13 protein-coding genes are annotated in these 15,433 nt (G+C 65.5%); 7 read left to right on the top strand and 6 right to left on the bottom strand.

All coding sequences use genetic code 11. The annotated features are described in order from the left end of the window. Positions 1-310 precede the first annotated feature (310 nt). From ppc to OKW40_RS20855, 6 genes are all read left to right on the top strand, one after another. Positions 311-3,550: a phosphoenolpyruvate carboxylase gene (ppc, locus tag OKW40_RS20880; protein WP_429491307.1), complete on the top strand. Its 3,240-nt coding sequence runs from the start codon at positions 311-313 to the stop codon at positions 3,548-3,550. Between the two features lie 178 nt (positions 3,551-3,728). After that, positions 3,729-4,541, top strand: coding sequence for a helix-turn-helix transcriptional regulator (locus OKW40_RS20875; RefSeq protein WP_429407085.1), 813 nt, complete (start codon positions 3,729-3,731; stop codon positions 4,539-4,541). A 140-nt stretch (positions 4,542-4,681) separates the two neighbouring features. After that, on the top strand, positions 4,682-6,088 hold the full coding sequence (gene argH / locus OKW40_RS20870; protein WP_184059581.1) for an argininosuccinate lyase: 1,407 nt from the start codon (positions 4,682-4,684) through the stop codon (positions 6,086-6,088). Between the two features lie 362 nt (positions 6,089-6,450). Continuing rightward, on the top strand, positions 6,451-6,984 hold the full coding sequence (locus tag OKW40_RS20865) for a TonB C-terminal domain-containing protein (RefSeq protein WP_184021206.1): 534 nt from the start codon (positions 6,451-6,453) through the stop codon (positions 6,982-6,984). Positions 6,985-7,351: 367 nt separating this feature from the next. Next, positions 7,352-8,659, top strand: coding sequence for an MFS transporter (locus OKW40_RS20860; RefSeq protein WP_184059583.1), 1,308 nt, complete (start codon positions 7,352-7,354; stop codon positions 8,657-8,659). A 220-nt stretch (positions 8,660-8,879) separates the two neighbouring features. Next, positions 8,880-9,059 (top strand): hypothetical protein, encoded by a 180-nt coding sequence (locus OKW40_RS20855; protein WP_018419748.1) that lies wholly within the window; start codon positions 8,880-8,882, stop codon positions 9,057-9,059. A 34-nt stretch (positions 9,060-9,093) separates the two neighbouring features. On the opposite strand, the gene OKW40_RS20850 is transcribed toward OKW40_RS20855, so the two are convergent. Both OKW40_RS20850 and waaC read right to left on the bottom strand, forming a co-directional pair. After that, positions 9,094-9,228, bottom strand: coding sequence for a hypothetical protein (locus OKW40_RS20850; RefSeq protein ID WP_429491305.1), 135 nt, complete (start codon positions 9,226-9,228; stop codon positions 9,094-9,096). A gap of 520 nt (positions 9,229-9,748) precedes the next feature. Further along, complete coding sequence (waaC, locus tag OKW40_RS20845) at positions 9,749-10,753, bottom strand: lipopolysaccharide heptosyltransferase I (RefSeq protein ID WP_429491303.1); 1,005 nt, start codon at positions 10,751-10,753, stop codon at positions 9,749-9,751. A gap of 218 nt (positions 10,754-10,971) precedes the next feature. Between waaC and OKW40_RS20840 the strand changes: the two genes are divergently transcribed. Next, positions 10,972-12,408, top strand: coding sequence for a chloride channel protein (locus OKW40_RS20840; RefSeq protein ID WP_429491301.1), 1,437 nt, complete (start codon positions 10,972-10,974; stop codon positions 12,406-12,408). Between the two features lie 225 nt (positions 12,409-12,633). Here the strand turns inward: OKW40_RS20840 and minE are convergent, their stop codons facing one another. The 4 genes from minE to OKW40_RS20820 all read right to left on the bottom strand — a co-directional run bounded on the left by minE (position 12,634) and on the right by OKW40_RS20820 (position 15,417). Next, a complete protein-coding gene (minE, locus tag OKW40_RS20835) occupies positions 12,634-12,888 on the bottom strand; it encodes a cell division topological specificity factor MinE (protein ID WP_008922443.1) in 255 nt (84 codons plus the stop codon). A gap of 14 nt (positions 12,889-12,902) precedes the next feature. Further along, positions 12,903-13,718 carry a septum site-determining protein MinD gene (gene minD, locus OKW40_RS20830; RefSeq protein WP_184021197.1) on the bottom strand — a complete coding sequence of 272 codons (816 nt, stop codon included), beginning with the start codon at positions 13,716-13,718 and terminating at the stop codon, positions 12,903-12,905. Between the two features lie 106 nt (positions 13,719-13,824). Further along, on the bottom strand, positions 13,825-14,673 hold the full coding sequence (minC, locus tag OKW40_RS20825) for a septum site-determining protein MinC (protein WP_184045634.1): 849 nt from the start codon (positions 14,671-14,673) through the stop codon (positions 13,825-13,827). Between the two features lie 210 nt (positions 14,674-14,883). Further along, the gene (locus tag OKW40_RS20820) at positions 14,884-15,417 is read right to left on the bottom strand and encodes a GNAT family N-acetyltransferase (protein ID WP_090803490.1); all 534 of its coding nucleotides are present in this window, start codon (positions 15,415-15,417) and stop codon (positions 14,884-14,886) included. Between the last annotated feature and the right edge of the window lie 16 nt (positions 15,418-15,433).

Genomic DNA, 15,433 nt, shown 5'->3' with positions numbered 1-15,433 from the left:
CCGCGTGTTCGGTCCCAGCGCGGGCTGGCAGCCCGTGGCTCCTCTCTCCCTCGTCGGCGTCGCGCGATTCGGCAGCGCTCGTGTCGTTCCGCGTACGCGGTGCGGCACGCGCGGGCCCCGCTTCCAGTGGGTCGAGCAATCGCCGTGTACAGTCGCCGTTTCAAGTCTACGTTGCAGTTGCACTAGCAGTCCGTCTTGTAGTCCGTTGCGTAGTCCCTGTTGCACGCAGTTCACGTTGCACTTGCTGGTGGCAGTTCCGCAGTCGCAGTTCATCAATCAACAGACCCTGGCTTCCCCGAGGAAACTCATCGTGACGTCTTCCGGATCGGCGCGCCCCGCCCGCCGCAACACTGCCTCGCCCACCGCTCGCCCGGCCGACGCCGCGGCGCCTGACGCCCTGTCCGACGTTGCCGCGCACGCCATATCGTCGAGCGTTGGTCAACATGGCGACACGCGCGCCGACCAGCGCGCCAGGCGCCGCGCCCTCGCCGCTCGCGCCACCAAAGCCCCGAAGGCCGCGCAGACCTCGGTGCCCGTCAAGCAGGACAAGGCGCAAAAGGCGTCGAAAGCCGACAAGGCCAGCAAGGCTGAACAGGCCGCGACGTCGGCCACCGCGCGCAAGCCGGCCAAGGCCAAGGTCGATGGCGACGCAACACCCCCGCGCGCCGCGAAACCGTCGAAACCGAAGGACCTGCCGCCGGCTGAGTCCGCCGCCGCGACCACCGCGAAGAGCGGCGGCCGCACGCGCGAGGACAAGGACCACCCGCTGTTCCAGGACATCCGCTATCTCGGGCGTCTGCTCGGCGACGTGCTGCGCGAGCAGGAAGGCGAGGCGGTGTTCGACATCGTCGAGACGATCCGGCAGACGGCAGTGCGTTTCCGTCGCGAGGACGACAGCGCCGCCGCGCAGACTCTCGACAAGAAGCTGCGCACGCTGACGCCCGAGCAGACCGTCAGCGTCGTGCGCGCGTTCAGCTACTTTTCGCATCTCGCGAACATCGCCGAGGACCGTCACCGCAACCGCCGTCACCGAATTCACGCGCTCGCGGGCTCGGCCTCGCAGCCGGGCACGATCGCCCATGCGCTCGAGCGGCTCGCCGCGGCTGGTGCCGCCGCGACACCGGTGCTGCAGCGGTTTTTCGACGACGCGCTGATCATGCCGGTGCTGACCGCGCACCCGACCGAAGTGCAGCGCAAGAGCATTCTCGACGCGCAGCACGACATCGCGCGTCTGCTCGCCGAGCGCGACCAGCCGCTGACGAACCGCGAGCGCGCGCACAACGAAGCGATGCTGCGCGCGCGCGTCACGTCGCTGTGGCAAACGCGCATGCTGCGCGACTCGCGTCTGACGGTCGCCGACGAAATCGAAAACGCGCTGTCGTACTACCGCAGCACCTTCCTCGAAGAACTGCCGGCGCTGTACGCCGACATCGAGGAGGCGCTGAAGGAGCATGGCCTCGAAGCGCGCCTGCCGCCGTTCTTCCAGATGGGCAGCTGGATCGGCGGCGATCGCGACGGCAATCCGAACGTCACCGCCGAAACGCTCGAAAATGCGATCACGCGTCAGGCCGCGGTGATCTTCGAGCACTACCTGGAGCAGGTGCACAAGCTCGGCGAGGAGCTATCGATGTCGAATGTGCTGGTCGGCGCGAGCGATGCGCTGAATGAGCTCGCGGCCATCTCGCCCGACCATTCGCCGCATCGCACCGACGAGCCGTATCGTCGTGCGCTGATCGGCATCTACACGCGGCTCGCGGCAAGCGCGCGCGTGCGCCTCGGCGAAGGCAGCGTGCCGCTGCGCAGCGCCGGCCGCGGCGTCGCGCCGGTCCGCGCGATCCCCTACGACGACGCCGCCGACTTCGTGCGCGACCTCCACGTGCTGATGGATTCGCTCGCCGAGCATCACGGCGCGCCGCTCGCCGCGCCGCGTCTCGCGCCGCTCGCGCGCGCGGCCGAAGTGTTCGGCTTCCATCTCGCGAGCATCGATCTGCGGCAAAGCTCCGATATCCACGAAGCGGTGATCGCCGAGCTGCTCAAGCGCGCCGGTGTCGAGGACGATTACGCGGCGTTGCCGGAAGCCGACAAGCTGACCGTGCTGCTCGCCGAGCTCGCGCAGCCGCGCGCGCTGCGCGTGCCCTCCGCCGACTACTCCGAGCTCGTGAAAAGCGAACTCGCGGTGCTCGAGGAAGCGCGCATGACGCGCGAGAAGTTCGGCGCGCGCGCGGTGCGCAACTACATCATTTCGCACACGGAGACCGTTACCGATCTGGTCGAGGTGATGCTGCTGCAGAAGGAAACCGGCCTGTTGCGCGGACGCCTCGGCGACGAGCACGACCCCGCGCGCGCCGGCCTGATGGTGATCCCGCTGTTCGAGACGATCCCCGACCTGCGCAACGCGCCGCACATCATGCGCGATCTGATCGCGCTGCCGGGCATTAGCGCGCTGATCGAACATCAGGGCAACGAGCAGGAAGTGATGCTCGGCTACTCGGACAGCAACAAGGACGGCGGCTTCCTGACGTCGAACTGGGAGCTGTATCGCGCGGAGCTTGCGCTCGTGTCGCTGTTCAACGAACGCGGCGTGACGCTGCGTCTGTTCCATGGGCGCGGCGGCACCGTCGGGCGCGGCGGCGGCCCGACCTACCAGGCGATCCTGTCGCAGCCGCCGGGCACCGTCGACGGTCAGATCCGTTTGACCGAGCAGGGCGAAGTGATCGCGAGCAAGTTCGCAAATCCGGAAATCGGCCGGCGCAATCTGGAAACCGTCGTGGCCGCGACGCTCGAAGCGTCGCTGCTGCCGCACGACCACACGTTGGCCGAGTTGCCGGTGTACGAGGAAACGATGCAGCAGCTGTCCGATACGGCGATGGCCGCGTATCGCGCGCTCGTCTACGAAACGCCGGGCTTCAAGGAGTATTTCTTCGAGTCGACGCCGATCGCGGAGATCGCCGAGCTGAACATCGGCAGCCGCCCCGCGTCGCGCAAGCTGCAGGATCCGAAGCAACGCAAGATCGAGGATCTGCGCGCGATTCCGTGGGGCTTCTCGTGGGGTCAATGCCGGCTGCTGCTGACCGGCTGGTACGGCTTCGGCAGCGCGGTCGCCGAGCACCTCGACAGCGCGCCGTCCGACGCCGAACGCGCGCGCCGTCTCGCGCTGCTGCAGAAGATGCACAAGAGCTGGCCGTTCTTTTCGAACCTGATGTCGAACATGGACATGGTCATCGCGAAGACCGACCTCGCGGTCGCGTCGCGTTATGCCGCGCTCGTGACCGACAAGAAGCTGCGCAAGCATGTGTTCGAGCGCATCGTCGCCGAGTGGGAGCGCACGTCGAAGGTGTTGTCGGAGATCACCGGCAAGAGCGAGCGGCTCGCCGAGAATCCGCTGCTCGCGCGCTCGATCAAGAATCGCTTCCCGTACCTCGATCCGCTCAATCACCTGCAGGTCGAACTGCTCAAACGCTATCGCGCGGGCGACACGAATGCGCGCGTGCGGCGCGGCATTCATTTGAGCATCAACGGGATCGCGGCGGGGTTGCGCAATACCGGTTGAGGTTGCCGCATTGGCGGACAAAAAGCCGGGTGTGACCGACGCAGGTCACACCCGGCTTTTCTCATTGCGCGAATCCAGCCGCTACAATAGAGCCCGCCATGTACCAGTACAAGTTCGACAATTATTCTGGTATCTCTATTACCCCCTCCACGTTACCCCTCCACGCGCAGCCGATAGCATGACGACGCCGTCCTCCGCCGATCACCCGCCGCCGCTCGACGCCACCCCGGCCCGCGCGCTCGGCGACTTCATCCGCGCCCATCGCGAGCGGCTGTCGCCGCAGGCGGTCGGGCTGCCGCCGGGGCCGCGTCGCCGCACGCCCGGTCTGCGGCGCGAGGAAGTCGCGCAGCTGTGCGGCGTGAGTCCGACCTGGTACACGTGGATCGAGCAGGGCCGGCCAGTGTCCGCTTCCGCCGATGCGCTCGCGCGCATCGCGGTCGCGTTGCAGCTGTCGCGCGCCGAGCGCGCGTATCTGTTCGAGCTGGCCGCGCAACGCGATCCGGCCGAGCCCGACCCGGCCGCCGCCGATGCGCCCGCCACGCTGCTGCAAACCGTGCAGCTGATCGACACGCCCGCCTACGTGCTCGACCGGCAGTGGAATGCGCTTGCGTGGAACGAGCGCGCGGCCGATCTGTTCGTCGGCTGGCTCGATGGCGCGCACGACCGCAACCTGCTGCGCTACACGTTCACCGAGCCGGCCGCGCGCGCGTTGATCGTCGATTGGGAAACGCGCGCGCGGCGGCTCGCCGCCGAATTCCGCGCCGACTCGATCCGCCATCTCAACGATGCGCCCACACGTGGGCTGATCGATTCGCTGTCGGCCGCGAGCGACGAGTTCGCACGCTACTGGGCCTCCCAGGACGTCGGCGGGCGCGAAGGCGGCAGGCGCGAGTTCAACCATCCGCGCGACGGGCGCATCGTTTATGACCAGATCACGTTCAAGCCCGCGCATCGCGAGGATCTGAAGCTCGTGGTGCTGGTGCGCGAATAGGCCCGCGATGGGCGGCAGCGCTTTGGCCGCCCTCACCCGGTGTTAAAATCTTCGTCTTTCTTCGCTGCGGCGGCGCTCTTGCACGATTCGCGCACTCGCGTTGCCAGCCTCTTCACCGCTCGTTTTTACCGCCCAACACCATGACGTCCCAACTGCACAAAAAAGGCGAAGCCTGGTCGGCTCGCTTCTCGGAGCCGATGTCGGAACTCGTCAAACGCTACACGTCGTCGGTTTTCTTCGACAAGCGTCTGGCGTTCGTCGACATCGAAGGGTCGCTCGCGCACGCGTCGATGCTCGCCGCGCAGAAGATCATTTCCGCCGACGACCTCGCCGCGATCCAGCGCGGCATGGCGCAGATCAAAGGTGAAATCGAGCGCGGCGAGTTCGAATGGCAGCTCGATCTCGAAGACGTGCACCTGAACATCGAAGCGCGCCTGACCGCGCTGATCGGCGACGCCGGCAAGCGCCTGCACACCGGCCGCTCACGCAACGACCAGGTTGCGACCGACATTCGCCTGTGGCTGCGCGGCGAGATCGACCGCATCGGCGAGCTGCTCACCGAACTGCGCGTGGCGCTGCTCGAGATCGCGGAGAAGAACGCCGCGACCATCATGCCGGGCTTCACGCACCTGCAGGTCGCGCAGCCCGTCACGTTCGGCCACCATCTGCTCGCGTACGTCGAAATGTTCTCGCGCGACGCCGAGCGCATGATCGACTGCCGCAGGCGCGTGAACCGTCTGCCGCTCGGCGCGGCCGCGCTCGCCGGCACCAGCTATCCGATCGACCGTCACGCCGTGGCGAAGACGCTCGGCTTCGACGGCATCTGCGCGAACTCGCTCGACGCAGTCTCCGACCGCGACTTCGCGATCGAATTCACGGCCGCCTCCGCGCTCGTGATGACGCACGTGTCGCGCTTCTCCGAAGAACTGGTGCTGTGGATGAGCCCGCGCGTCGGCTTCATCGATCTGGCCGACCGTTTCTGCACCGGCTCGTCGATCATGCCGCAGAAGAAGAACCCGGACGTGCCCGAACTCGCGCGCGGCAAGACCGGCCGCGTGAACGGCCATCTGATGGCGCTGCTCACGCTGATGAAGGGCCAGCCGCTCGCGTACAACAAGGACAACCAGGAAGACAAGGAGCCGCTGTTCGACACCGTCGATACGGTCGCCGACACGCTGCGCATCTTCGCCGAAATGGTCGCCGGCATCACGGTCAAGCCGCAGGCGATGCGCGACGCCGCGCTGCAAGGCTTCTCGACCGCGACGGACCTCGCCGACTATCTCGTCAAGCGCGGCCTGCCGTTCCGCGACGCGCACGAAGCAGTCGCGCTCGCGGTGCGCGTGTGCGCCGATCGCGGCTGCGATCTCGCGGACCTGACGCTCGACGAAATGCGCGGCGAACTGCCGAACGTCGCGCATCTGATCGGCGACGACGTGTTCTCGTATCTGACGCTCGAGGGCTCGGTGGCGAGCCGCAATCATCCGGGCGGCACCGCGCCCGAGCAGGTGCTGGCCGCGGTGAAAGCGGCGCGTGCGATGTTGAAGTAATCGACGCCTGGGCAGCGCCGTGAGCCTAAGCTTGCGGCGTGGCTGGTTGAACCGGGATCGAAAAGGCGGACCCGCTTGGCGGGTTCGCCTTTTTTATTGCCGCGTGTGAATGGCGAATCGAAGGCAAAAGAAAGCCCGCCAGAAGCGGGCTGAAAAGACTTCCACCGATGCCTCAGCAAGAGGCCATCAGAGTGTAGGCGGGTTTCGCTCGCCGACCAATGCTCGCACATTTCCGGCCATTACAGCGGAAAGCAAAGCGCCTCAGCGGGGCACGCACGATGAGATCCGGCGGGCGAACGCCAATTGAATCCCGGCGCTTTTTGACTACCATTCAATCAGGTTCTCCTCGCGGTTCGTCGACGATGCTCTCTCGCACTTCTCCCCCTCCTGTTTCTCACCGTGTGGCTCTGCGCTCCTTCACGGCCGCTCGCATGCATCGGCTATCGCTCGCCGCGCTCGGTGTTGTCGCCGTGGCCGGTTGCACGATCACACCGCTGACGCCGCACGAAACCGTCAGCACACCGGTGGCCGCGATCAACAGCGCGACGCTCGATCAATATCGCGACGCGGTCGCACGACGGATCGTCGAGCGCAATCCGTCGTATGTGCTCCAGGGCAGGCCTCAGCCGATGCTGCGCTCGCTGGTGGTGGTGTCGTTCACGGTCGATCGTTATGGACACATCGTCGAGTCATCGGTGTATCGCACGAACGGTGACGACGAAGCCGAAAGCACCGCGCTCGCGACGCTGCGCCGCTCGGCGCCGCTGCCGCTACCGCCCGGCAAGCTGCTGAACGGCCGCGGCCAGCTCGAGCTATTCGAAGACTGGCTGTTCAACGACAACGGCAAATTCCAGCTGCGCGAACTCGCCTCGCCGCAAGCGGAAACGTACGACTGAGCGCGGTTGGCGCGTGCGCTGACACGCACCGCCCGCGCAGCCGCGCATGGGTCGGCCACGCGCGAGCTACTCGAGTCATCGCGCATAACTCATAAAGCCCCCTCGTTGCCGCGCAAACTTACGCCGCCATTGCTGCGCGACGAGCGCGCTCGCTATAATTTTCCGATTCCCCGCGCCGGAGCCTTCCGGCATGGCTCACGCCGTCCGCACACCCGCCGGCGCGGCGCATGAGCCGACTGCAGTGCCGCGCCGCCACCCCGCGTGCGGCGCCCAAACCTATACCTCAACGAGGATGCCGCCGTTGCGCGCCGCCTGTCTGCGAAACACGGCTCAGCGCGCCGCGGCCTCATACAATTGGAGACCCTGCATGTCCACTTCGCCGATTTCCGCCGCTCAGCCCGCAAGCGGGCAAAACAATACCGCGCGGATCATCTTCGCGAGCTTCATCGGCACCGCGATCGAGTTCTACGATTTCTATGTCTACGCGACCGCCGCGGCGCTCGTGATCGGACCGGTATTCTTCCCGCATGGCTCGGCCACCGCGCAGGCGCTGTCGGCGTTCGTCACGTTTGGCATCGCGTTCGTCGCGCGACCGATCGGCTCGTTCCTGTTCGGCCACTTCGGCGACCGCATCGGCCGCAAATCGACTCTGGTTGCGTCGCTGCTCGTGATGGGCCTGTCGACCACGCTGATCGGCTTCGTGCCGGGCTACGACGCGATCGGCAGCCTCGCGCCGATCCTGCTGTGCGTGCTGCGTTTCGGCCAGGGTATCGGCCTCGGCGGCGAATGGGGCGGCGCCGCGCTGCTCGCCACCGAAAACGCGCCGGCCGGCAAACGCGGCTGGTTCGGCATGTTCCCGCAGCTCGGGCCCTCGATCGGCTTTCTCGCGTCCAACGGCCTGTTCTTCGCGCTCGCAATGTCGCTCTCCGACGAGCAGTTCCGCAGCTGGGGCTGGCGCGTGCCGTTCATCGTCAGCTCGGTGCTCGTCGCGCTCGGCCTGTACGTGCGGCTGAAGATTGCCGAAACGCCCGCGTTCCAGGTAGCGATCGAGCGCAAGGAGCGCGTGCGCGTGCCGATCGCGACGCTGTTCTCGCAGCACTGGCGGCCGACCGTGCTCGGCGCGCTCGCGATGGTGGTCTGCTACACGCTGTTCTACAACGCAACGACGTTCTCGCTGTCGTACGGCGTCGGGTCGCTGCATATTCCGCGGCAGACGTTCCTCGGCCTGCTGTGCATCGCGGTCGTGTTCATGGCAATCGCGACGCCGCTGTCGGCCCGTGCGAGCGATCGCTTCGGGCGTAAGCCGGTGCTGATCGTCGGCATCATCGCGGCGATCCTGTCGGGCTTCACGATGGCACCGCTGCTCGGCAGCGGCGAGCCGTTGCTCGTGCTGCTGTTTCTCGTGATCCAGCTGTTCCTGATGGGCGTGACCTTCGCGCCGATGGGCGCGCTGCTGCCGGAACTGTTTCCGACCAACGTGCGCTATACGGGCGCCGGCGTCGCGTACAACCTCGGCGGGATTCTCGGCGCGTCGGTCGCACCGTATATCGCGCAGGTGCTCGCCGCGCACGGTGGCTTGGCGTGGGTCGGCGCGTACGTGTCGGTCGCCGCGGCCGTGAGCCTTGTCGGCGTGCTGTGCATGCGCGAGACGCGTGATGAGAGTTTGATGAAATGATGCAACGCGCATCGACGGAACAACGCTTTCGTCGATGCGCGTTTGCCGAGGTTCGATCGATGCTGCACCCGCGCAGTTTTTACGCGTCTGCGGCAGCATGCAGAGAGCATTATTTCCTCGCTGTTTCCGCGGCCCGGCCCGGGTAAAACCCCCGCCTTGCGCGTCCTTTTGACTTGCCTATACTCCCTGACATAACCCTATAAAAAACGGGGAGATCAGCATGAACGTCCATCTTCACAATGCCGATATCGTGACGATCATCGCGCTGGCCTTGCTCGGCTCGCTGCTGCTCGCGCTGCGCTTCCGTCCGACGACATGGAAATCCATCGTCGTCGAGGCGCTGGCCGCGAACGCCGCGGCCATTGCCGCGGTGGTCGCGTTCGAAATGCTGGTCGCCTGAGGCTGGTGCTCCGGGCCTGAGCACGGCGCGCGGCTTAGCGGTAGTAGTAGCCGTGACGGTAGTAGCCACCGCCGCCGTAGTAATAGCCCGGCGCCGGCGCGATAACGCAGCCGCCGAGTGCCGATGCGAGCAGCGTGCCGGCCACGAGAGTCAGGATCAAGCGTTTCATGTTGTTCTCCATCGAGTCAGATTGATTCGAGCGCAAACCCCGAATGACCCGATTGGACACGATGCGCGCCGCAGCGAACGTTGCCATTTGTAAGGGAACATCACCGAGCTGTTACAGGACCGGCGCGCTGGATCGGCGCGTTCGATCGACCGCCCCGCTGCCGCCAGATCGCGCCACCATGGCGGAAAACACCGCCTATACTCCGTTGAGCGCACTGTCGCGATAGCAGCCTTGCTGGCCGCGCCAGCGTCGCCGCAATCGAGCGGTTCAACGCGCGCCGTGCGAGCCTCCACGCACCGCGGCGTATCAGCTTGCCGCCCTGGCGTCCGCGCATCGGACGCTTCGGCGTCCAACGAAAAGCGACAGTTTTAACAGACGTGTAATCGATTCCTCTCCGCCCGCTGTTCCCCGACACGGGCGTTCTTTGAGGCGCGACGATGCAGTCCCCGCCAGCAAGGGTGGACTACGCATCGCGCCTCTTTTCTTTTGCGCAAACGATTGCGCGAGCGCGCGAACGAACTCAGGCGGCGGCTGATCCTTGCTGCATCGCGAGCACCGGCTCTGCCGCGTACACGTAGTCGATCGCTTCGAGCGCCGCGCTGATGGGCGGCACCGAGTCGCCGTCGCCGATCGAGGTCGAGCGATACGGCGCCTCGACGCCGCAATGCGATGGCGACGTCGCGACGAAGATCATCACGGTGCGCTTCTGCAGCGCATGCGCGAGGTGCACGAAACCCGTATCGGTACCGACCACGAGCGCGCACGCGCCGATCATCTGCGCAACTTCGGTCACACTCAATGGCGGCAGCACGGTCGCGCCTGGCACCTGCGCGGCGATCTGCCCGGCTTCGGCAAGCTCACCGTCCGAGCCCCACGGCAGCACCACACGGAAACCGCGCTCGCTCAACTCGCGTCCAAGCGCCGCCCAGTGCGTGAGCGGCCATTTCTTGTCGGCTTTCGAGGTGGCGTGAAAGAGCGCCGCGACAGGCGCGTCTTGCGTCGCGAACGGCTGCGGGGCGGTTTCGGGTAGCTGCAGGTCGTAGATGGGCGGTCCTTCCACTTCGTAGCCGAGCGCCTCGCTGGCGCTGATGCGCATGCCGTGCCACGCGCTGCCTTGCGGACGTGGGCCGAAACGCCCGGTGTAGGCGAACGCCGCGCCACGCTCGCCCAGATCCAGGGATTGATAGCCGATGCGCCGCGACGAGCGCGCGAGGAAGGCGATGATCGCGCTCTTGTAGACGCCGTGAATGTCGATGATGTAGTCGTAGCGATACGCGCGCAGCTCGGCGATGGATGCCCAGATCGCCTTCAGATCACTCCAGCGACGCGCCTTCTTGAAGCGGCGCAGCGGCGCGCACAGCACGCGATCGACGCCCCGGCTCCAATGCACGACTTGCGCGCATGCTTCGTCCGCCGCCCAATCCACCTGAACGCCAGGAAATGCGCGTTTGATGTCGGCGACGACTGGCAACGCCTGCACGATATCGCCTAGTGAAGTGACCTTGACAATAAGTATTCGCTTCATTGAGGGTCTGTTCGTTATTCGGAGTTGAAACTATTCTAGCTGACGTTTTTACCGATCCCGCCAAATGGCCGTTGCGCGCGGTCCGATTCTCAATACGGCACGTTACAGCAAAAAATATCCGCCTGATGATTCACTTCACTTCATTATTTCAAACATCTTTCACGTATTCTGGTCGGTCCCGCACGCTTTATACTTGGCCCTTTGCACGAATCTAATTCATGTCCCGGCCCTTCCCTTCCCGTTCGCCCGCTGTCATGCGTCGCGCAAAACGCCTGTGGCGGCAATACGGCATCTTCTGGCTCGGTGCAATCGCCGTCGGCCTGGTCGCGGTGCTGTATGCGCGTCTGATCGACTGGGGGTATGACGCGTTTCTCGATGTCCGGCAGCGATATGTGTGGGCGCCGCTCGTGATCACGCCCGCGGTTGCCGCACTCGCGGTCTGGCTCACGCGCAAGTTCTTTCGCGGCTCCGAGGGCAGCGGCATCCCGCAGGTCATCGCAACGCTGCACACGAAACAGCGCGGATACGGCACGCGGCTGCTGTCGCTGCGAATTCTGCTCGGCAAAATCGGCGTGTCGTTTCTCGCGATTCTCGGCGGCTTTACGATCGGCCGTGAAGGACCGACCGTGCAGGTCGGCGCCGCGCTGATGTTCAATCTGCGCCGATTCTATCCGCGCTCGAATGCGCAGATCGAACGGCAGCTCGCGTTGGCGGGCGCGGCGGCGGGTTTGTCGGCGGCGTTCAACACACCGCTCGCGGGCGTCGTATTCGCAATCGAGGAATTGACGCGCAGCTTCGAGGCGCGCACGAGTGGCGTGCTGATCACGGCGATCATCATTGCGGGTGTCGTCGCGCTGGGCCTGAACGGCAACTACACGTATTTCGGCACGATCCAGATCGGCGCGCATTTTCCTGATCTGCTCGCCGTCGCGGTGGTGCTCACCGCGATCGTCACGGGAATCGCAGGCGGTATCTTCGGCTGGCTGCTGCTCAATACCGCGCGCTGGATTCCGGAGCCGCTGCGTCAGTTGCACGGCGAGCGGCCGGTTGTGTTCGCCGCGCTGTGCGGCTTCGCGATCGCGGTGGTCGGCGTGATCTCGGGCGGCACGACGTTCGGCAGCGGCTATACGGAAGCGCGCGGCCTGCTCGAGGGACACGAGCAGTTGTCGGTGTTCTATCCGTTCCTGAAGATGATCGCGATGGTCGGCTCATACCTGCCGGGCATTCCGGGCGGCATCTTCGCGCCGTCGCTGTCCATCGGCGCGGGCTTCGGCAATCTGCTGCACATGGTGTTCGATTCGATGCAATTGCCGATGCTGATCGCGCTCGCGATGGTCGGCTATCTGGCCGCGGTCACGCAGTCGCCGATCACTTCGTTCGTGATCGTGATGGAGATGATCGACGGCCACGCGCTCGTGATTTCGCTGATGGCCACCGCGTTGATCGCGAGCCGAGTGTCCCGCCTGTTCGCGCCGCCGCTCTATGAGTCGCTCGCCGAGCGCTACGTGGCGCCGCTGCCGCAGCCCACGCCTGCGCCAGTGCCGGAAGTGCCCGAGGTCGAGGTGCCGGAAGCGGAAAGCGAGGACGGCGAGCCGAGCGCCGACGATGCCGCAGACGACATCACGACGGATACCGCCGACTCGCCGCGTCAGTAGATGTGCGAGGGCGACGCGAGGCTGACGTTGCGCGGGGTAACGGCACCGCTGGAGTGCAACGGTTCATTTCGACCGGGAAATGGCGAGCGCCGTGGAGATGCGAAGAGACGGCTTCAGACAGAAGCGAGAGGACGAGCCGAACGCCGCACCGCATCACGTCGCTGCGACGCGACGCCATGCGACGTCCTGCACATGATGCGAGATGGACCGCGGTCCATCCGAAGCTCAGGCCTGGGGTATTTCGATCTTGACTTCGAGCACTTCGAGATCGTCCTGACGCTCGAGACTCACCCGTATGTCGTCGTCGGAAATCTTCACGTACTTCGAGATCACGGCCACCAGTTCGCGTTGCAACGCAGGCAGATAATCGGCGGGCGCATGGCCGCCGGCGCGCTCGTGCGCGATGATCAACTGCAGGCGTTCCTTCGCTACCGACGCGGACTTCTTTTTCTCGCCCAGCAAAAACGAAAGAATCGACATGACGTGCGCTCCCCTTACTTGGTGCCGAAGAGGCGCTGCAGCAGCCCGGGCTTCTGGTAATCGACAAAGCGAAGCGATTTCTGCTCGCCGAGGAAACGCGACACGACGTCCTTATAGGCTTCGGCCACATCGGTGCCGTCCATATGCACGGCCGGCAGACCCTGGTTCGACGCGTGCAGCACCGCTTCCGATTCCGGAATCACGCCGATCAGATCGATGCGCAGAATTTCCTGGATGTCGGTCAACGACAGCATTTCGCCTTCGCTGACGCGCTTCGGGTTGTAGCGGGTGATCAGCAGGTGCTCCTTGATCGGCTCCTTGCTTTCGATCGCGCGCTTGGTCTTCGACGACAGGATGCCGAGAATGCGATCGGAGTCGCGCACCGACGACACTTCCGGGTTCGTCACGATCAGCGCTTCGTCGGCGAAGTGCATCGCAAGCAGCGCGCCCGACTCGATACCGGCCGGCGAATCGCAGACGATGTATTCGAAGTCCATCGCGATCAGATCGTTGATGACCTTCTCGACACCTTCCATCGTCAGCGCGTCTTTATCGCGCGTTTGCGAGGCCGGGAGGATGAACAGGTTCTCGCATTTCTTGTCTTTGATCAGCGCCTGATTCAGATTCGCTTCGCCTTGGATCACGTTGATCAGGTCGTACACGACGCGGCGCTCGCAGCCCATGATGAGGTCGAGGTTGCGCAGGCCGACGTCGAAGTCGATCACGGCGGTCTTGCTGCCGCGCAACGCGAGGGCCGACGCAAAGCTCGCGCTCGTGGTCGTCTTGCCCACGCCACCCTTGCCCGAAGTCACCACAATGATTTTTGCCATTACCCTTACCTTGTGTTCGTCAAATGCGTCAATTGGTGCGCGGCCCGCCTCGCCGTGAAACGCCGCGTGCCGCAATCGCTCGGAGCAGCGCGCGTTTCGCGGCGCTTTACGTGAGCCGCAGCGGTTCGATCATCAGTTTTTCTTCTTCGAGCCAGATCTGCACCGGCTTGCCGAGCACGTCGGCCGGCAGCGGGTTCTCGGTCGTTCGATAGATGCCCGCGATCGAGATCAGTTCCGGTTCGAGACACGTGCAGAAGATGCGCGCGTCGTGATTGCCCTGCACGCCGGCCAATGCCCGGCCGCGCAGCGGCGCGTAAATGTGGATGTTGCCTTCCGCGATCACCTCGGCGCCGTAGCTGACCAGACCGAGCACGACCAGATCGCCTTTTGCGTAAATACGCTGACCCGAGCGCAGCGGCTTGTCGACCACCATCGTTTGCGGCGACGTGGCAAGACGCACCGGCTCGGCGGCGGGCGTGGGTTCGACGGCGGCGGCAGCGGCGGTGCCCGTGGCCGCGCTGGCGGTTGCGGATGCAGAGCTGGCGGACGCGCTCGTGCCCGCGCTTGCCTCGGTGCCTGCTGCCGCGTTTGCCGCGCTCGCCGTGCTGTCCTCATCGGCCTGCTTCGCCGGCGCGCCGCGGCGATCGCGCGCTTCGAGCAACGGCAATCCCGACTCCGTCGCCCACTGTTGCTCCGCATTCGCGACCACGCCGACCGGACGCATGCGCACGCTGTCGAGCAGTTGCGCGATGTCGGCGAGCGGCACGCGTTCGTTGCCGGCGAGACGCCGCACGTCGATCGCGACGACGTCGTTAGCGAAGAATTCGGGGGTCGCCTCGAAGCGTCGCGTCAGCTCGGCACGCATCGCATCGAGGTCGGTCGTTTTGACCACGAACATCAGCGTGTCGACAGAGCCGCTGCGCAGTTCGAAAAAGGGCGATTTCTTGGGCGACATAGCGTTCGGCGAAAAATTTTGCGTATTTTACAGGCGTACAAGCGCGCGGCCACTATTTTTCCCGGGAGAATCGGTGCTCGCGCGCGCAAGCGCAACGCGTGTCGTCGATGCGATCGACGCGCGACGGTGCGAAAGAAACGCTGGCGGGAAAAAGACCGTGATGAAGGGACGGCGAAGACGAGCGGCGCACGCGACGCGCCGCTTGGGCGATCACTGCTGTAACACCTGCGAAGTAGTCGGCACGTGCCGCACCAGCAGACTTTCGACCTGCTCGGGTGCGCGCTCGACGCGCCGGTGCTCGCCGGTCGGGCCAAAGCCCAGCGCTTCGTAAAAGCGCATCGCGTTGCGGTTCGCGTCGGCGACCCACGCGTAGATTTCCGTGGCGCCCGCATTCGCGAGCCAGCTGCTCGCGGTATCGACGAGCAGCTCGCCGCCGCGCAGATGGCGCACGGCCGGCGCCACCCACAACTCGCAGACGAACGCGCGCCGCGCCGCGGTGTCGTCGAAATGCGCCTCGATCAGCCCGGCCGGATGACCCTCGGTATAGAGCAGGAATGCACCGACGGACTGCGAAACCGCGTGATTCGCCGCGGTCGCGTCGAAACTGGCGGCATCGGCCGACAACGCGTCCTCGAGCGTCGCGCCGAAGGCGTACGGCGCCTCCCGCAGCGAGGCCGTGCGGAGTTCGCGAAAAACGGCGCCCTGATCAGCAGTGATGCGGCGAACGGTCAATGACGGACTCATGCAGACGAAACCCCTG

Source organism: Paraburkholderia sp. RAU6.4a, assembly GCF_050435625.1.
GTDB lineage: Bacteria > Pseudomonadota > Gammaproteobacteria > Burkholderiales > Burkholderiaceae > Paraburkholderia > Paraburkholderia tuberum.
The sequence above is the reverse complement of the archived record's forward strand: the minus strand, read 5'-3'. Positions and strand labels throughout refer to the sequence as shown.